Below are 15,883 nucleotides of genomic sequence, written 5' to 3' on the forward strand. Positions count from 1 at the left end.
AGGTCACCTGGCCAGCCGGCGACTTCGGCGTAGCGGAAACCGTGGAAGGTGAACCGCGGCTCCCATTCCTCGCCGTCGGGGTGACCGGCGAGCGTGTAGGCATCGCTGGAGCGGGCGCTGCGCAGGGGCGCGTGTACAGCTCGCCCTCCTGGAGGACTTCGGCCGTGCGCAGCGTGACCGTCGTGCCGCGCTGCCCGGTGACGCGGATGCGGACGCGGCCGACGAGGTTCTGTCCGAAGTCGAGGATGCGCGCGCCATGGGGCGAGGTGAGCACGGCGACCGGCGTGATCTCTTCCGTCACCCGCACCGGCGGTCCGGTCGGGGCGACGAGGGTGTGCGGATCGCGATCGCGGACCGAGACCGGCAGCCAGGCGGTGTCGTCGAACGCCGCGGTCGACCAGCCGGGCAGCTCCTGCCGTGCGTCGTAGTCCTCGCCGTCGTAGATGCCGGAACGGAGGATGGGGAGAGCGTGGCCCGCCAGGTGTCGTCTGTGGCGACCGTCTCACGTCGTCCGTCGGCGTACGTGATCTCCAGCTGTCCGAGGAACGAGAGGTCGGAACCGAAGATGTTGCGGTGTCCGCCGCGCCACCCCAGTCGACCGCGATACCAGCCGTCGCCGAGCCAGGCGCCGATCGCGTTGTCGCCCTCGCCGAGCAGCGTCGTCACGTCGTAGGTGTAGTACCGCAGGCGTTCGCGATACACCGTCCATCCGGGGGAGAGGGTGTCGGAGCCGACGCGCATCCCGTTGATCTCGGCGTCGTAGAGCCCGTGTGCCGTGGCGTAGAGCCGTGCATGGGCGATGGGACCGTCGATGCGGAAGGTCGAGCGCACCAGAGTGGCTCGACGGGCGTCGCTCTCGGGGTCTTCGTCGAGGTCGAGTCCGATCGGCCCGGCCGACCAGTCCGCCGGGTGGAGCAGTCCCGTCTCCAGCCAGGTCGGCGGACTCGACGCCGACCACGTGCCGTCGATGCCCTGCACCGCGACGCGTACGCCGACACGCTCGCGCGAATCGAGTGCGCGGCTCGGCCAAGGCACCAGCACCTGCTCGGAGGACACCACCTCGACGGTCTCGCCTCCCGCGGCGCGAGTGAGGGTGATCGCGTACGCGCGCTGCTGCCACCCCTCCGGGGCATCGTCGAGCGTCCAGCTCATGCGCGGTCGGGCTTCGCCGATGCCCAGCGGCTCGCGGTGGTGTTCGATGCGCGGCGCGGAGACGGTCGTCATGCCCCTCATCCTCCCGGATCCGACCGACGTCTCACCGTGCCCGCTCAGGCGACCGGCGGGGTACTACGTCTCGCGCTCGCGCCGCGCATGATGCGGGCGACGGCGGTGATGAGGAACAGCTGACCCGTGATGCCCTCGGCCACCGCGACGGCCTGGCCTCCGGCGCCCGCCGGCACGAGGTTGCCGTACCCGGTCGTCGTGAGCGCGGTGAAGGAGAAGAAGAGCTGGTTGCCCAGCGACTCGGGGCTGTCGTCACCGAACAGCGGGGTCGGCGAGATCTGCGACATCAGGTTGTAGACGAACGCGAAGAACATGCCGACCAGGATGTACGCCGTGATCGCGGCGAGCAGCGCCTCGAGGTCGAGTCCGCGCCGCGTGACCTGGTGCGCGATGATCACCCAGGGCGCGACGAGCAGCGCGACCATCGACGCCGCCGACAGCGGATGGCCAGCAGAGGACCGTCGGCTCCGAGCGCCGCCGCCACGATCGCCGCCGCGCCAGCGACGGAGAGGACCACCCACGACACGCGCTGAGCGAGACGGCTCGCTCCGGTGACGTAGAAGACCACCGCGACCGTCGCCAGCATGAAGAGGAAGGCCCAGGGGCTCGGATCCGTGCTCGGTTGCAGGGCGCACAGACCGTACGAGGCGATCAGCAGGGCGAGCACGATCGCGTACCCGATGGCGCGCCTGCTCCACAGTCGCTCGGAGGGGCTCGCCTCCACCCTGTCGTGCATCGACGGCATTCCGGTCATGGCGTCTCCTTCGCATCGGTGGGTCGAGCGCCGCGATCTGCGGTCAGTATCCCAGCCTGCGAGGGAGTGTTCGGGAGGCGGGGCGGGACGCGGTTCGTGTCCGCTCCACATACCCGTTATGATTGCCTGGTGCATCCGTGCTTTCGGGTCGGATGCCTGGAGACGTCGCATAGTCCGGCCGAGTGCACCACCCTGCTAAGGTGGAGTCCCCTCACGGGGACCAGGGGTTCAAATCCCCTCGTCTCCGCACTTTCTTCTTCCAGAAGACCCCTCCGGTCGCCGTCCACGGCAGACTCGAATCATGATCCGCGACATCACGACGGTCGTCTTCGACGTGCTCGGCACTCTCGTCGACGAACCGCGAGGAATCCGTACGTCGATCGTCGACGCCGTGGGGCCGGGGCATGACTCCGACGAATTGCTCGGCGTCTGGCGCGGGCACGTCGAACGTGAGCAGCGACGCATCGCTCGGGGGGAGCGCGAATACGTCGACACCGTGACACTCGATCACGAAGCCGCCGTGCGGGTGGGTGATACCGCCGGTGTCGACGATCCGGCGGTCATCCAGCGGCTCGCCACCGCGTCCCAGCGTCTGTCGCCGTGGGACGACGCGGTCGAGGGTGTCGCGCGTCTCGCGGACCGGTTCTCCGTCTTCGGACTGTCGAACGCGGCGCCCGAGACCCTGCGCGGGCTGAGCGCGCATACCGGGCTGTCGTGGCATCGAGCCCTGTCGGCCGACGCTGCCCGTGCCTACAAGCCTGCTCCCGAGGTGTACGCCCTCGCCGTGGAGGCGGCAGGCGGCGATCCGACGCGCGTGCTCATGGTCGCGGCCCACGCGTGGGATCTGCGAGGGGCGCAGGCAGTGGGCATGCGCACCGCCTACGTGCGACGCCCCGTGGGCGATGCCCCGACCCCGGCCGACGAGTTCGACGGCCGCTTCGACGGGCTTCAGCGACTGGACGACGCCCTGGCCTAGAGTCCCTGCACCTGCACGAACGTGTTGCACAGCTGGCGGATCCACTGGTTCTCGATGAGGCCGTCGACCTCCGTGCGCCAGAGCGCCGAGATCGTGAACCGGGGCATCTGCAGGGGAACGGGCGACACGCGGAGGTCGAACATCTCGCCCACGCGCACAGCGACGTGCTCGGGGATGGTCGCGATGACGGGAAGGTCGAGGAGGATCGGTCCGATGCCGCTGAAGTGACTGATCGTGCACAGGGTGTTCCGCTGGTGGCCCATGGCGGCGAGCACCTCGTCGACCCAGCCGCGTTGCAGGTCGTAGGACACGCGAAGGTGACGCGTCTCGATGTACTCGCGGGTCGTGAGCGGGTTCGAGAGGTTCAGCAGCCGCGGGTTGTGCACACAGCGGTAGTCGCCGGAGAACATCGGCTCGGCCCGGAAGTCGGCGGCCATGTGCGCGGGGGTCGTGGTGAGCACGACATCGATGAGCGGGTCGTCGAGCGTCTCCCGCCACAGATGACTATTCGTCTGGTGGATGGCGAAGTTCACGCTCCAGTTGTGGTCGAGCTTCTGTCGCGCGACCCAGGGTCCGAACAGCATCTCGATGTCGTCCGACATCGCGAGGTGGAACGTGCGTGCGCTCTGCCACGGCTCGAACTCGACGTCGTCGAGGATGACCGCAGCGATCGTGCTCAGGCTCGGACCGATGCTCAACGACAGGGAAAGAGCCTTCGGCGTCGGGGTCATCCCCGAGCGGGACCGCTCGAACAGCGGGTCGTCGAAGAGCTTCCTGAGTCGGCCGAGCGCAGCGCTCACGGCGCTCTGCGAAAGGCTCAGCTTGTAGCCCGCTCGGGTGACGCTGCCCTCCTGCATGAGGGCCTGGAACACGACGAGCAGGTTGAGATCCACCTGGTGTAAATCGATCCTGTTGATACTGCCCATGATAAACATCGGTTTGACTGTTGTCGATATGCACCGCAGATTGGGGGATGAGACTTCATGTGACCAAGGGAGATCACGCCATGGACGACACCGCCACCGACAGGTCAGCCTCGGCTGCTGCCGAGCATCCGATCACCGCGACGACCGCACTGACCCGTTCCGACCGCACCCGCCGCATGACGGCCGTCGGCATCGGCAACTTCATGGAGTGGTTCGACTTCGCCATCTACGGCTATTTCGCCGCCATCATCGGCGCCCAGTTCTTCCCCTCGGGGAACGCGACCGCGGAGATGCTCTCGGCGCTCGCGGTCTTCGCGGTCGGGTTCATCTCCCGGCCCTTCGGCGCTCTCATCCTCGGCCCGCTCGGTGACAAGCTCGGCAGGCGGAGCGTGCTGATCATCACCGTCCTCGGCATGGGCATCGTCACCACCCTGATCGGACTGACCCCGTCTTTCGAGACGATCGGCATCGCGGCCCCGATCATCATCGTCGTCCTGCGGCTGCTGCAGGGCGGGTTCGCCGGGAGCGAGTGGACCAGCGCCGCCGCCTACATCGGGGAGAGCGCGCCGACGAAGAAGCGCGCCATCTACGCGAGCGTCGTCACCGGCACGGCCGGGCTCGCGTTCCTCGTCGGCACCGTCACCGCGGCGACCCTCACGGTCGCGATCCCGGAAGACGCCCTCAACACGTGGGGCTGGCGCATCCCGTTCATCGGCTCGCTGCTCATGGCCGTGATCGCGATCTACATCCGCCGGAAGCTCGTCGACACCCCGGTGTTCGAGGAGGTCGAGCGCAAGCGCGCGGCGAACACGATCGAGCACACCGCCGCATCGGCGAAGGTCAAGGCCTTCGTGATGACGCTCGCGTTCTCCGGTGTCTTCGGGGTGAGCCTCTACTACCTCATCACGTACATGAACAACTTCCTCTCCGGACCGGTGGGGATGCCCCGCGTCGACGCGCTCGTGGTGTGCGGAATCGTGATGGCGATCTATGTGGCGTTCAACCCTCTCGTCGGCGTCGTCGTCGACCGCATCGGGCGGCGTCCGGTGCTCTTCACCGGGCTCATCGGTCTGGTCGTGTGGAGCGTCCCCGCGTTCTGGCTGATGAGCACGGGGAACCCGTGGCTCGCCGGCATCGCGATGGTCCCGTTCGCCCTCTTCGTGGCGTGCACGGCAGTCGTGAACAACGTCCTGCTCGTCGAGGTCTTCCCCGCGTCGATCCGCGCCACCGGTTCGGCGATCGGATACAACGTCGCCTACGCCGTCCTCGCAGGACCGGGCCCGCTCATCGCCGCGGCGCTGGTCGCCGGCACCGGCATCCTCATCTCGCCGGCCTTCTACGTGATCGCCGTCGCCGTGCTCGCCCTCGGGATCCTTCTGCCCACGCTGAAGGAGACCAAAGGCATCGACATCTCCCGTGGCTGAGCGCTCGGGCATGTCGGAGGCAAGGCAGACGGAGGAGGAGACGATGACGGATACGCACAGGGTCGCGGTGGTGCAGGCGGCGGCGATCCCCTTCGACGCCGCGGCCTCGACCGGCAAAGCGGTGAAGCTGCTCGCCGAGGCGGCTCAGGGCGGCGCCCAGGTGGTGGTCTTCCCCGAGGCGTTCATCGGGGGATACCCGAAGGGCAGCACCTTCGGATCGCCCGTCGGGATCAGGACGGAGCAGGGACGGGATCAGTATCGGCGGTATGCCGAGGGCGCCGTCCGCGTCGATGGTCCGGAGATCGCGCAGCTCTGCGAGGCCGCACGAGAGCACGGGGTGTTCGTGGTCATCGGCATCATCGAACGCCTCGGCAACACCCTCTTCTGCACAGCGGTCATGATCGACCCGAACAGCGGCGTCGCCGGTCTCCACCGCAAGCTCATGCCCACGGGTGCCGAACGACTGATCTGGGGCTTCGGCGACGGATCGACGCTCGACACGGTCGATTCACCGGCGGGCCGCATCGGCACCGTCATCTGCTGGGAGAACTACATGCCGCTGCTGCGACAGGCGATGTATGCCAAGGGCGTCGAGCTGTACTGCGTTCCGACGGCCGATGACCGGCCGACCTGGGCGGCGACCATGATGCACGTCGCCGTCGAAGGGCGCACCCATGTGCTCTCGGCGTGCCAGTTCATCACCAAGGATGCCTTCCCGGCGGACCATCCGTTCGATGCGGAACCGCCGCACGGCGACACGGTGATGCGCGGCGGGAGCATGATCGTCGCACCGTCCGGGGAGGTCCTCGCCGGTCCGGTCTTCGATGAGGAGACGATTCTGTTCGCCGACATCGACCAGGGCGACAAGACCCGATCCCACCTTGATTTCGACGCTGTGGGGCACTACTCACGACCGGATGTCTTCGAGCTCCGTGTCGACACACGCCCGCAGCGCTCCGTCGTCTTCGACTGAGCACGCACGGGCTCGAGGGAAAGGCGACGGATGTCGACCACACTGTTCATCGGTCTCGGCCACATGGGGGCCCCCATGGCCATCAGACATGCGCGCGTCCACCCCACGGCGGTCTTCGACCTGTCCGGCGAGGCGGTCGCGGAGGTCGTGCGCTCCGGAGGGGCCGTCGCCGTGGATGCGCTCGACGACCTCCCCGCCGGCGTCGGAGCCGTCATCCTGATGCTTCCGACCAGCAGACACGTCGAGAGCATCCTCCTCGGAGGGGAGGGGCTGCTGGCGACGCTCGAGTCGGGGACGATCGTGATCGACATGGGCTCGAGCGAACCGGACAGCACCCGCGCGCTGGCAGCGGAGGCAGCTCGCCGGGGCATCGACTATGTCGACGCCCCGGTGTCCGGCGGCGTCCCCAAGGCCGTGTCGGGCGAGCTGGCGATCATGGTCGGGGGACGACGGCGGCCGTCGAGCGGGCGATGCCGCACCTCGACGTGCTGGGGGCCTCGATCCTGCACGTCGGCCCCGCCGGTGCCGGAGACGCCGCGAAAGCTCTGAACAACCTCGTGAGTGCGAGCAACATCGCCGTGGCCAGCGAGGCGCTCTCGATCGCGGAGCGCTTCGGGATCGACCCCGAAACCATGACCGCGGTGCTCAACGAGGCGACGGGACGCAGTCAGGCCACCGAACTGAAGTTCCCCCGGTACATCCTCACCGGCTCGTTCGACAGCGGCTTCGCCTACGACCTCATGCTCAAGGACATGACGATCGCGATGGGCATCGCAGACGGACTCGAGACGCCGGTGGTCGACACCGTCTTCGAGACGTTGCGCGGGTCACGCGGACGCCTCGGCGACGCCCCGGACCATACCGAGATCGGTCGGCTGTACGGACTCGGCACGACCCCGCACGACCCCACAGAGAAGGAGACATCGAAGTGAGCGATTCCCCCGCATCCCTCGACCCCCAGGCGTACATCGACGACATGGCGGCGAAGCGAGGATACGTCCTCGACTATCACAAGGTCATGGCGAAACAGGATTTCCCTGTGCTCCAGGCCGCCAACCACATGGTGTCTGCGGCCTACCTCGACCAGCGCACGCTCGACCGCAAGACGAAGGAGCTGATCTTCATCGTCTCGCTCACGGTGATGCGCGCGTCCAAGGGGCACATCCAATCGCACATCCGGGTCGCGCTCGATCTGGGCCTGACACCGACCGAGATCCTGGAGGCGATCGAGATCGCTCTTCCCGAAGCGGGCATCGTCGCCTTCCAGACCGGGTTCGAGGCCTGGCGCGAGGTCGTGGGCGCCGACGGCATCGAGCCCAGCGTCGAGGTCCATCAGGGCGGCTCGGGCGAGTAGCCCGGCCCGACGACGAGTCTCGGAGGATCAGGATGCCGGAGATGCAGAGCGAGACCCGCGAGTGGCAGGTCGTCATCGTCAAGCACGGAACGCGCAGCACCACCCGGTCGGACGCCTTCATGAACTACTCGTTCTACGGGGAGCATGATGCTCCCTTCCGTCTCGACTATTTCTTCTGGGTCCTTCGCAGCGGCGACGACGTGGTGATCGTCGACACCGGGTATTCGGGCACGGAGGGCCGCAGACGAGGGCGCGAGGTGCTCGTCGATCCGGTCGACGCCCTCCGCGCGCTCGACATCGACCCGACGGCGGGTCATCCCGTGGTGATCACCCATGCGCACTACGACCACATCGGCAACCTGACCGCGTTCCCGCGATCGCCGATCCACATCTCGCAGGCCGAGGTGGGGTTCTGGACGGGGCCGATGGCCGAGAAGACCCTGTTCGCGCACTTCGGCGATGCGTCCGCCGGCGAGGCGATGGCGTCCGCCGAGTCCGACGGTCGACTCCGCGTCTTCCGTGAGCACGTCGACGTCGCACCCGGCGTGCGTGTGACCGCGGTGGGAGGGCACACCCCGGGACAGGCGATCGTCGAAGTGCACACGAGCGAGGGACTGGTGATCCTCGCGAGCGATGCGATGCACTTCCATGAAGAGCTGGAGGGGGACAAGCTGTTCCAGTCCATGGCGGACCTGCCGCTGTCGTTCGAGGTGCTGGAGGAGCTGCGCTCCCGCTCGGCCGCCCATCTGATCAGCGGTCACGATGCGGGGGAACTCGATCGGCACAGCCCGGTGGGCGGCCTGCTGAGGGGACTGGCGGCGACGATCGGTCGATGGCGATGAGCGACCGGTGGGATCAGGTGGTCGCCGACTCGCACGTGGGTGCGCTCGTCCGAGGGGTCGACACCGTCTTCTCGATCCAGGGGAGCAGCTGGACGGTGGTGTTCTCCGTCTCCGACCGCGTCATGCGGCGGATGGAGCTCGGAGAAGGAGACTGCGGGCCACGGTTCGTGCTGCGTGCGACGGACGAGGTGTGGGCTCTCGTCCTCGCCGAGCGTCCGGCGCCCGGATGGCAGAGTCCCCTCCACCTCGTCCGGACCGGGAGCATGGTCGTCGAGGGCGACGAGCGGGAGTATCTGCGGCACCTGCACGTCGTGCGCGCGGTGATCGAGGCCGCACGGCACACGGAGGCGATCGACGCCGTCGTGCCGCGCCGTCCGCTCTCTGCGGTCGGCAGCTACCATCGCGTACATTCGGCACTCGGCACCGCCGACATCTACGTCGAGAGGTGCGGTTCCGGTCCGCAGCTGCTGGCTCTCGCGACCGCGGGCAGTGACACGTCGCAATGGCACGGACTCATCACCGAGACGGACGTGACCGACCGCTACGAGCTGATCACGGTCGATCTGCCCTGGCACGGTCGATCGAGTCCGATCTTCGGCGACCCCGCAGGGTCGTGGACGCTCACGCCGGCTCGATACACGGACTTCATCGTCTCGGTCGCCGACGCGCTGGAGCTGCCGTGCCCCACACTGGTCGGCGCATCGATGGCCGGAGCGGCTGTGGTGCATGCGCTCGCGACGCATCAGGACCGCTTCGCCGGAGCAGTGGCATGTCAGGTCGGGCACGGGGTCGGCAATCGCGCTGTCGCGGAGCTCAGAGCTGCCGACATCGATGCCTCGGTGTTCGTGCCCGAGTGGACCTACGGGCTGATGAACCCCGCATCGCCGTCGTCATCTCGCACGAGGGTCTGGTGGGGGTACTCGTCCGGCGGGCACGGACTGTACGCCGCAGACATCGACTCGTATCAGCAATGGCGCTTCGAAGACGTGGCCGCCCTGCTCACCTCTGCGAGTCCGCACATCGCCGTGCTCAGCGGCAGTTACGACACGAGTGTGCCGCCCGAGGCCTCGCGCGCGCTCGCCGCAGCGATCCCGAACGCGTCCTTCGCCGAGATGCCGGAGCTCGGGCACTTTCCGCACGCTGAGAATCCGCGACGATTCTCGGCGCACCTGGAGTCCGCGCTCGAGCGCGTGGCGCAGCATCCTTCACGATCCGGGTGATGCAGGCGGGCGGGCGCCCTCCGAGCGGGCGACGCCGATCAGTTCGACCTCTGTCGACTCGTCGGCGATCCCGAACCGGATCAGCGCTCGCGGGTCGGCGCGGTAATCGGGCGGAGCGGTCGGGAGCGCGGCAGCGTCGAGCAGGGTGAAGTCCGCCGCGGAGCCGACGATGCGAAGGGTCCCGACGGGGAGGCAATCGGCCACGAACTGCACCTCCTTCTCGTGCTGGTGCACGACCGCAGCGGTGATCGACCACGCGGTGAACTCGTTCGCGGTGCGTGCGCAGACCCAGTTCTGCTGGGCGACGCCGGTCACGCGCAGCAGGGCGGTGTTGCCGCGAAGGCGCGTCGACTGTCGCAGCTCGAGGAGCACACCGACGGCTCCACCGAGCACGTCGACGATGACCCGCGTGATCTGGGCGCCGATCAGAGCGTCGGCGTGCAGGAACGGATTCTCCTCGTCCTGGAGGCTCGGAAATTCGCGGGGGACGCCGATGAGCAGGTCCCTAACCTTCATGTCGAATCGATCTCCCCAGTTTTCCCCCGATCATTCGACAATATGTGATCGCTGTTCACAAACTCTGTACGCCGAGTGTGAAACGAGATCCGATCGGGCTCAACCGATGAGCTCCAGACCGCCGACCGGGCGGAGCTCGTCGACCACCGCCGCCAGCCGCGCGCCATGCACGCTGTCTCTCGTGCGCCAGGCGAGTCCAACCTCGAACAGGATCTCCCCCTCGGCGAGGGGGAAGATCTGCATGCTCTCCTGATCGAGGAATCGAGTGGAGGGGAGGTCGGGAGAGATGGTGGTCAACATGAGCTCGCCGGTGCGTGCCATCCGATTCTGCAGGTCGATCATGTCTCGCAGGTCGACCTCGACGATGGACGCCACCCCTGCCTCATACAGGCGGTCGAGCATGGACTTCATCGGCTTGGGCTGCATCATCATCGGCAGGGAGAGGAGCGATCGCCCTCGCAGATCCGTCAGTCGGACGGGACGCCCGAGGTCCAGAGACGAGTCGCCAGCCGCGGCGATCGAGTAGTTGTACCTCGCCAGGGCGATCGTCTCGATGCCGGGCTCGTCGACCGGGAGGTGGACGAGCGCGATGTCGGTGATGCCGTGACGAAGGTCGTGGAGCAGCACGGACGACAGGGCGGACGAGAACTCGCCGAGCGGCTCTCCCGATCGTGCGAGGGCCTGCTGGAACCGCGAACTCAGGGCGCGCGAGGTCCACGGCGTCGCTCCGCTCCTGAGCATCGGCGAACTCTCGAACGCGAGGAGTTCGCACTCGTCGGCCTGGGCGATCATCTCGACGGCGAGCGGCAGCAGCCGTCGTCCGAACTCCGTCAGCGTGAAGCGGTGATAGGCGCGCGTGAACAGGTCGCGGCCCAGCTGCCGCTCGAGCTCGCGAACGGTCCTGCTCAGCGGTGACGCAGTCACATGGAGGATGTCCGCAGCGGCCGCGACCGTCCCCGTGCGCGACACCGCGACGAAGGCTCTCAACTGCGACAGCTCCATCTCGAAACTCTAGCCCCGCGAGGATTGCCCGATCGGTCCGATGCGGAAGCTTGCATCGGACCGTCCAGGTCCGGTGCGGTGAGCGGGATCGATCCGGATCCGGGGTCGTCGACAGACGTCAGGAGAGGACTCGTTCCGCCCCCTGCATCGGCGTCGATTTGCGCTGGGCCTGCCCCTCGAACGGCGGGAGAGTGAGGCGAGCCGCTCAGCGACGACGGCTCATTCACGAAGGAGTGATCGCATGCACCAGGTGGGAATCGACATGCCGCTCGCGGGTATCCGGATCATCGACGCGGTCGACAGCGACCTGCAGAATGTCGGCCGGATCCTGTCCGAGCTCGGTGCGGAGGTGATCCGGGTCGAGGCGCCCGGGGTTCGCCCGCACGCACGGCCGGCGTCATGATCGACGGTGCGAGCACCACGTTCGCGACGCGCAACCGCGGAAAGGCCTTCGAGGAGATCGACCTCGATGCTGCCGACGGGCGGAGCCGCTTCCGCGAACTGGCCAGGACCGCCGATGTGGTGGTCCGCGATCGGTCGGCGTGGTGGTGGGCGGATCGAGACCTGTCGGGCGCTGCCCTTCGCGCCGGGAACGAACGTCTCGTCGTGGTGGAGATCAGCGACTTCGGCAGCTTCGGCGATCGATCGTCCTGGCTCGGCACCCCCGATGTCCACGCCGCCCTGAGCACGGTGCTCTCGCGGTCGGGGCTCCCCGACGCGGCCACCCCGCTGCTGCCGCCCGAGTTCCTCGCCTACGAATCGGCGGCGGTGCAGGCCGTGTGGGTGGTGATGCTCGAACTCGCGCACGTCCGCGCTACCGCGCAGGGTGATGTGGCCGACTTCTCCGTGCAGGAGGGAATCGTGCAGATCCTCGATCCGGTCTTCGGCATCGGCGGGAGTGCGCGCGCCGGAGTACCGCTCCGAGACCTGCCGCGGGGTCGCCCCGACGCCCGACACCTGTATCCGATCTTCCCCGCGAAAGACGGCTGGGTGCGCATCTGCGTGCTCGCCAGGCGGCAGTGGCAGGGCATGTTCGAGTGGTTGGGTCGCCCCGAGGCGTTCGCGGACCCCCGCTACGACGACACCCAGACGAGGTTCGGCGCCGCCGGCGAGCTGTACCCCTCATCGGCGACCTGTTCCGCACGCTCACGATGGCGGAGGCCGTCGAACAGGGGCAGCAGCTCGGCGTTCCGACCGCAGCGGTGGCGCAGTCCGCGGAGGTGCTGGGCGAGCGCGCGTTCCAGGAGAACGGCTCGTTCTCCCGTGCATCCGATCTGCCCGGAGCGCCGCTCGCCCACACCGGGTGGTTCGAGATCGACGACCGACGTGCCGGGCCGGTGACGGGCGCCGCGCATCCTCGACGCAGGGTGTGCCGATCGTCGAGGGGGCGCACCCCGGACGGCTCCCGTTCGACGGCCTGCGGGTGCTCGACCTCGGTGTGATCGTCGTGGGCGCGGAACTCGGCCGGCTCTTCGCGGACTACGGCGCTGACGTCATCAAGATCGAATCGAGCGCGTTCCCCGATGGGTCGCGCCAGTCCGCCGGAACCGCGACCGCCATCACCGAGGGCGCCAGTTGGGGGATGCGGAACAGACGCAGCCTCGGTCTGAACCTGCGCACCGACGAGGGCCGCGAGATCTTCTCCGAACTGGTCCGCCGCAGCGACGTCATCCTGACCAATTTCAAGCCGGGCACGCTGGCCTCGCTGGGGTTCGACACGGAAACGCTCAGCGCGCTCAACCCCGGCATCATCCTCTCCGAGTCCAGCGCGTTCGGAAACCACGGTTCGTGGAGCAGGCGCCTCGGCTACGGGCCGCTGGTGCGCGCGAGCGCCGGGCTCTCGGCACTCTGGTCATATCCCGGTGACGCCGACGGGTTCAGCGATGCGATCACGATCTTCCCTGATCATGTGGTGGCCCGACTGAACGCCGCAGCCGTCGTCGCGCTGCTGCTGCGTCGGGACCGCACGGGACGAGGCGGGCGCGTGAGCACGGCCCAGGTCGACGCGATCTTCGGCGCGATGGCCGACTGGCTGCTGGCAGAGGAGCTGCAACCGGGGGCAGGCATCCGCGGGGAGGGGAACGATCGAGGCTCTGACGGATTCCGCGGAGTCTTCCCGGCGGCCGGCGACGACGAGTGGCTCGTCGTCGACGCCGTCGGGGATGCACGGTTCGCGGCGACGGCCCGCACGATCGGCCGCCCTGACCTGCTCGACGACCCGCGCCTGCGCGCCGCGGAGCAGCGTGTGGTGCACCGGAAGGAGCTGCGACGGCTGTTCGCGGAGTGGTCGGCGACGAGGAACCCGGGCGAGGCCGCGGCGAGTCTGCAGGCCGCAGGAGTACCTGCCGCCCCGATGCTCCGCCTCGACGACATCGAACGCGATCCGCACCTCATGGTCCGCGGGGCGTTCGGCACCCTGACGCAGCCGCAGCTGCCCGAGCCGCTGCCCGCGAACCTCGGCGAGGCCAGAACCGTGACGCTGCCGCCGCCCCTGCTGCGTCCGGCACCGCTGCAGGCCGAGAACACCAGGGACATCCTCCGCACGCTGCTCGGCGTCGAGGAATCCCGCATCACACAGCTGCTCGAATCCGGCGTGCTCGAGGAGCATCCGTCCGCAGCTCCCGTACCGACGGCATAGCGACACAGAGAAGGACGACGACAGATGACCATGGCAATCGACGCGAACCCGACGTTCGAGATGAGCGGCACCAACGTGGACGTGGGAGGTGACGGAGCCGTGATCGCCGAGCAGCGGGGACGCGTGCTCCTGATCACCCTGAACAGACCGGATGCGCGCAACGCGGTGAACCTCGCCGTGATGATCGGGGTCGGGGAGGCGCTCCGATACGCCGAATCGACGGATGACGTGTGGTGCGTGATCATCACCGGAAGCGGCGACAGGGCGTTCTGCGCCGGAGCGGACCTGAAGGCGGCAGCGGCGGGCGAGCTGAACACCGACGACGAGCGGATCCGCGCGTGGGGTTTCGCCGGCTACGTGACGCACCACATCTCGAAGCCCACGATCGCCGCCGTCAACGGCTTCGCGCTCGGGGGCGGCACCGAGATCACCCTCGCGAGCGACCTCGCCGTCGCGGCCGACGGCGCGACCTTCGGTCTGCCCGAGGTGAGACGCGGCATCTTCGCCGGGGCGGGCGGCGCCTTCCGGCTGCCCAGACAGATCCCCGACAAGATCGCCATGGAGGCGATCCTCACCGGTGCGCCCTTGAGCGCACACCGCGCGCATGAACTCGGGCTCGTGAACAGGGTCGTCCCGTTCGACGAGGTGCTCCCCGCCGCCTTCGCCCTCGCGGACGAGATCATCGCCAACGCGCCCATCGCGGTGCAGGTCAGCAAGCGCATCGCCAGGGGCATCACGGCGGGGGTCGTCGACCGTGAGGCAGCCGACTGGGAGCGGACGGCGCGCGAGGGGGAGACGCTCATGGCATCCGCCGACGCGCAGGAGGGCATGCGCGCCTTCGCCGAGAAGCGCGCTCCTCGATGGGAGGGACGATGAGCTCCTCGGAACGCATCGCCATCGCCGGGCTCGGGATGAGCGATATCGGCAAGGTGTACGACAACACGGCGACGCAGTTCGCCTCCATCGCCGTGCGCGACGCGGTGCGGGACGCCGGACTGCATCTCGCCGACATCGACGGACTGATCATGTCGAGCGGCCTCGGCGGCGATGTGGGCCTCGACCTGCAGGTGGCGCTCGGCCTCACGGACCTCCGGCTGCTGACCTTCATGCAGGGATACGGTTCGACGGCGGCGCAGATGGTCCAGTACGCGGGGATGGCCGTGCGTGCGGGGATGGCGAAGACGATCGCGATCGTGTGGGCGGACGCGCCCCTCAAGGAGAACCTCGGCGGCGGCGCCGCGTACAAGGCGGCGGGAACCTCAGCACAAGGATGGCGGGGGATGCTCGCCGCGAGCGGAATCTACAGCGCGAACACCTATTACGCCCTCGCCGCCCGGCGGCACATGCAGAGGTTCGGCACGACGAACGACCACTTCGGCGCCATCGCCGTCGCCCAGCGCGAGTGGGCGCTGATGAATCCACTGGCGCAGATGCGCACACCGATCACGATGGAGGACTACCACGCGTCGCGCTACATCTCCGAGCCTTTCCACCTGCTCGACTGCTGTCTGGTGTCGAACGGCGCCATCGCGTTGATCGTCACCTCGCTGGAACACGCCACCGCGCTGGCCCAGCCTCCCGTCGAAGTGCTCGGCTGGGCGCAGACCCATCCGGGCAGAAGCGGCATCCGGCACGATGACTTCGGCCTGACGACGGGGGCCGCCATCTCGGGGCCGGCGGCGCTGCGCATGGCGGACACGACGCTCGACGAGATCGACCTCGTCGAGGTCTACGACTGCTACACCTACACGGCACTGGTCACCCTGGAGGACTACGGCTTCTGCCCGAAGGGGAGGGCGGCCGCTTCCTCGCGGAACCCGGCGTGCTGGGGCCCGGCGGCTCCCTCAAGGTCAACACCGGGGAGGCGAGCTGTCGTCCTACTACCTCTGGGGCATGACTCCGCTGTCGGAGGCCGTGATCCAGACCCGCGGCCAGGCCGGCGATCGCCAGGTGGCCCGGCATGATCGCGCTCTCGTCTCCGGAAACGGCGGCACCCTCGACCATCACGCGACTCTCGTGCTCGGCACGGTCTGA

The 15,883-nt window shown here is 68.4% G+C and carries 19 protein-coding genes, 1 tRNA gene and 1 pseudogene; 15 read left to right on the forward strand and 6 right to left on the reverse strand.

Annotation, left to right across the window (positions count from 1 at the left end):
- Positions 1-17: 17 nt before the first annotated feature.
- The 3 genes and pseudogenes from K1X59_RS22315 to K1X59_RS20780 all read right to left on the reverse strand — a co-directional run.
- Positions 18-1,233: pseudogene (locus tag K1X59_RS22315) on the reverse strand (family 78 glycoside hydrolase catalytic domain); the annotation flags it as partial.
- 35 nt (positions 1,234-1,268) lie between these two features.
- Complete coding sequence (locus K1X59_RS20775; protein WP_258567067.1) at positions 1,269-1,649, reverse strand: potassium channel family protein; 381 nt, start codon at positions 1,647-1,649, stop codon at positions 1,269-1,271.
- On the reverse strand, positions 1,619-1,978 hold the full coding sequence (locus K1X59_RS20780) for a hypothetical protein (RefSeq protein ID WP_258567068.1): 360 nt from the start codon (positions 1,976-1,978) through the stop codon (positions 1,619-1,621). The genes K1X59_RS20775 and K1X59_RS20780 overlap by 31 nt, the downstream gene beginning before the upstream one ends.
- A 158-nt stretch (positions 1,979-2,136) precedes the next feature.
- Here K1X59_RS20780 and K1X59_RS04225 point away from each other — a divergent pair.
- Together K1X59_RS04225 and K1X59_RS04230 are read left to right on the forward strand one after the other, a co-directional pair.
- Positions 2,137-2,225: transfer RNA gene (locus tag K1X59_RS04225), tRNA-Ser, on the forward strand.
- Positions 2,226-2,279: 54 nt separating this feature from the next.
- Positions 2,280-2,954 (forward strand): haloacid dehalogenase type II, encoded by a 675-nt coding sequence (locus K1X59_RS04230; RefSeq protein ID WP_183151921.1) that lies wholly within the window; start codon positions 2,280-2,282, stop codon positions 2,952-2,954.
- On the opposite strand, the gene K1X59_RS04235 is transcribed toward K1X59_RS04230, so the two are convergent.
- Entirely contained in the window at positions 2,951-3,880 is a 930-nt protein-coding gene (locus tag K1X59_RS04235; protein WP_183151922.1) for a LysR family transcriptional regulator, read from the reverse strand. The two genes, K1X59_RS04230 and K1X59_RS04235, sit on opposite strands and share 4 nt — an antisense overlap.
- An 80-nt stretch (positions 3,881-3,960) precedes the next feature.
- On the opposite strand from K1X59_RS04235, the gene K1X59_RS04240 reads away from it, so the two are divergent.
- Genes K1X59_RS04240 through K1X59_RS04270 form a run of 7 tightly spaced genes read left to right on the forward strand, consistent with a single transcriptional unit; the run spans position 3,961 to position 9,693 of the window.
- Positions 3,961-5,304, forward strand: coding sequence for an MFS transporter (locus K1X59_RS04240; protein ID WP_202045560.1), 1,344 nt, complete (start codon positions 3,961-3,963; stop codon positions 5,302-5,304).
- A 43-nt stretch (positions 5,305-5,347) separates the two neighbouring features.
- Positions 5,348-6,277 carry a carbon-nitrogen hydrolase family protein gene (locus K1X59_RS04245; RefSeq protein ID WP_183151923.1) on the forward strand — a complete coding sequence of 310 codons (930 nt, stop codon included), beginning with the start codon at positions 5,348-5,350 and terminating at the stop codon, positions 6,275-6,277.
- A gap of 30 nt (positions 6,278-6,307) precedes the next feature.
- Positions 6,308-6,826 carry an NAD(P)-dependent oxidoreductase gene (locus tag K1X59_RS04250; RefSeq protein ID WP_220173967.1) on the forward strand — a complete coding sequence of 173 codons (519 nt, stop codon included), beginning with the start codon at positions 6,308-6,310 and terminating at the stop codon, positions 6,824-6,826.
- Positions 6,827-6,834: 8 nt separating this feature from the next.
- Positions 6,835-7,209 carry an NAD-binding protein gene (locus tag K1X59_RS04255; RefSeq protein WP_183151924.1) on the forward strand — a complete coding sequence of 125 codons (375 nt, stop codon included), beginning with the start codon at positions 6,835-6,837 and terminating at the stop codon, positions 7,207-7,209.
- A complete protein-coding gene (locus K1X59_RS04260; protein WP_244632383.1) occupies positions 7,206-7,631 on the forward strand; it encodes a carboxymuconolactone decarboxylase family protein in 426 nt (141 codons plus the stop codon). Before K1X59_RS04255 ends, K1X59_RS04260 begins: the two co-directional genes overlap by 4 nt.
- A gap of 41 nt (positions 7,632-7,672) precedes the next feature.
- On the forward strand, positions 7,673-8,473 hold the full coding sequence (locus K1X59_RS04265; RefSeq protein ID WP_183151925.1) for an N-acyl homoserine lactonase family protein: 801 nt from the start codon (positions 7,673-7,675) through the stop codon (positions 8,471-8,473).
- Positions 8,464-9,693 (forward strand): alpha/beta fold hydrolase, encoded by a 1,230-nt coding sequence (locus tag K1X59_RS04270; RefSeq protein WP_183151926.1) that lies wholly within the window; start codon positions 8,464-8,466, stop codon positions 9,691-9,693. The genes K1X59_RS04265 and K1X59_RS04270 overlap by 10 nt, the downstream gene beginning before the upstream one ends.
- Here the strand turns inward: K1X59_RS04270 and K1X59_RS04275 are convergent.
- A complete protein-coding gene (locus K1X59_RS04275) occupies positions 9,679-10,209 on the reverse strand; it encodes a hypothetical protein (protein WP_183151927.1) in 531 nt (176 codons plus the stop codon). The genes K1X59_RS04270 and K1X59_RS04275 overlap by 15 nt on opposite strands.
- Positions 10,210-10,308: 99 nt before the next feature.
- Entirely contained in the window at positions 10,309-11,211 is a 903-nt protein-coding gene (locus tag K1X59_RS04280; RefSeq protein WP_183151928.1) for a LysR family transcriptional regulator, read from the reverse strand.
- Between the two features lie 241 nt (positions 11,212-11,452).
- On the opposite strand from K1X59_RS04280, the gene K1X59_RS04285 reads away from it, so the two are divergent.
- From K1X59_RS04285 to K1X59_RS22760, 6 genes are read left to right on the forward strand one after another with little or no spacing between them, the layout of a single operon-like run.
- Positions 11,453-11,614, forward strand: coding sequence for a hypothetical protein (locus K1X59_RS04285; protein WP_202045562.1), 162 nt, complete (start codon positions 11,453-11,455; stop codon positions 11,612-11,614).
- The gene (locus tag K1X59_RS04290) at positions 11,611-12,552 is read left to right on the forward strand and encodes a CoA transferase (protein WP_220174186.1); all 942 of its coding nucleotides are present in this window, start codon (positions 11,611-11,613) and stop codon (positions 12,550-12,552) included. The genes K1X59_RS04285 and K1X59_RS04290 overlap by 4 nt, the downstream gene beginning before the upstream one ends.
- A gap of 28 nt (positions 12,553-12,580) precedes the next feature.
- Positions 12,581-13,849 carry a CaiB/BaiF CoA-transferase family protein gene (locus tag K1X59_RS04295; protein ID WP_220173968.1) on the forward strand — a complete coding sequence of 423 codons (1,269 nt, stop codon included), beginning with the start codon at positions 12,581-12,583 and terminating at the stop codon, positions 13,847-13,849.
- A gap of 24 nt (positions 13,850-13,873) precedes the next feature.
- Positions 13,874-14,725: an enoyl-CoA hydratase-related protein gene (locus tag K1X59_RS04300; RefSeq protein ID WP_258567070.1), complete on the forward strand. Its 852-nt coding sequence runs from the start codon at positions 13,874-13,876 to the stop codon at positions 14,723-14,725.
- Entirely contained in the window at positions 14,722-15,813 is a 1,092-nt protein-coding gene (locus tag K1X59_RS04305; protein ID WP_202045568.1) for a thiolase family protein, read from the forward strand. The genes K1X59_RS04300 and K1X59_RS04305 overlap by 4 nt, the downstream gene beginning before the upstream one ends.
- Positions 15,764-15,883 (forward strand): thiolase C-terminal domain-containing protein, encoded by a 120-nt coding sequence (locus K1X59_RS22760; protein ID WP_396652567.1) that lies wholly within the window; start codon positions 15,764-15,766, stop codon positions 15,881-15,883. Before K1X59_RS04305 ends, K1X59_RS22760 begins: the two co-directional genes overlap by 50 nt.

Origin of the sequence: Microbacterium sp. Se5.02b, assembly GCF_019464375.1 — a bacterium.
GTDB lineage: Bacteria > Actinomycetota > Actinomycetes > Actinomycetales > Microbacteriaceae > Microbacterium.

Coding starts and splice junctions, on each gene's coding strand:
- K1X59_RS20775 (WP_258567067.1), bottom strand. CDS start 1,649: ATGGTCGCGCTGCTCGTCGCGCCCTGGGTGATCATCGCGCACCAGGTC.
- K1X59_RS20780 (WP_258567068.1), bottom strand. CDS start 1,978: ATGACCGGAATGCCGTCGATGCACGACAGGGTGGAGGCGAGCCCCTCC.
- K1X59_RS04230 (WP_183151921.1), top strand. CDS start 2,280: ATGATCCGCGACATCACGACGGTCGTCTTCGACGTGCTCGGCACTCTC.
- K1X59_RS04235 (WP_183151922.1), bottom strand. CDS start 3,880: ATGGGCAGTATCAACAGGATCGATTTACACCAGGTGGATCTCAACCTG.
- K1X59_RS04240 (WP_202045560.1), top strand. CDS start 3,961: ATGGACGACACCGCCACCGACAGGTCAGCCTCGGCTGCTGCCGAGCAT.
- K1X59_RS04245 (WP_183151923.1), top strand. CDS start 5,348: ATGACGGATACGCACAGGGTCGCGGTGGTGCAGGCGGCGGCGATCCCC.
- K1X59_RS04250 (WP_220173967.1), top strand. CDS start 6,308: ATGTCGACCACACTGTTCATCGGTCTCGGCCACATGGGGGCCCCCATG.
- K1X59_RS04265 (WP_183151925.1), top strand. CDS start 7,673: ATGCAGAGCGAGACCCGCGAGTGGCAGGTCGTCATCGTCAAGCACGGA.
- K1X59_RS04270 (WP_183151926.1), top strand. CDS start 8,464: ATGGCGATGAGCGACCGGTGGGATCAGGTGGTCGCCGACTCGCACGTG.
- K1X59_RS04275 (WP_183151927.1), bottom strand. CDS start 10,209: ATGAAGGTTAGGGACCTGCTCATCGGCGTCCCCCGCGAATTTCCGAGC.
- K1X59_RS04280 (WP_183151928.1), bottom strand. CDS start 11,211: ATGGAGCTGTCGCAGTTGAGAGCCTTCGTCGCGGTGTCGCGCACGGGG.
- K1X59_RS04285 (WP_202045562.1), top strand. CDS start 11,453: ATGCACCAGGTGGGAATCGACATGCCGCTCGCGGGTATCCGGATCATC.
- K1X59_RS04290 (WP_220174186.1), top strand. CDS start 11,611: ATGATCGACGGTGCGAGCACCACGTTCGCGACGCGCAACCGCGGAAAG.
- K1X59_RS04300 (WP_258567070.1), top strand. CDS start 13,874: ATGACCATGGCAATCGACGCGAACCCGACGTTCGAGATGAGCGGCACC.
- K1X59_RS04305 (WP_202045568.1), top strand. CDS start 14,722: ATGAGCTCCTCGGAACGCATCGCCATCGCCGGGCTCGGGATGAGCGAT.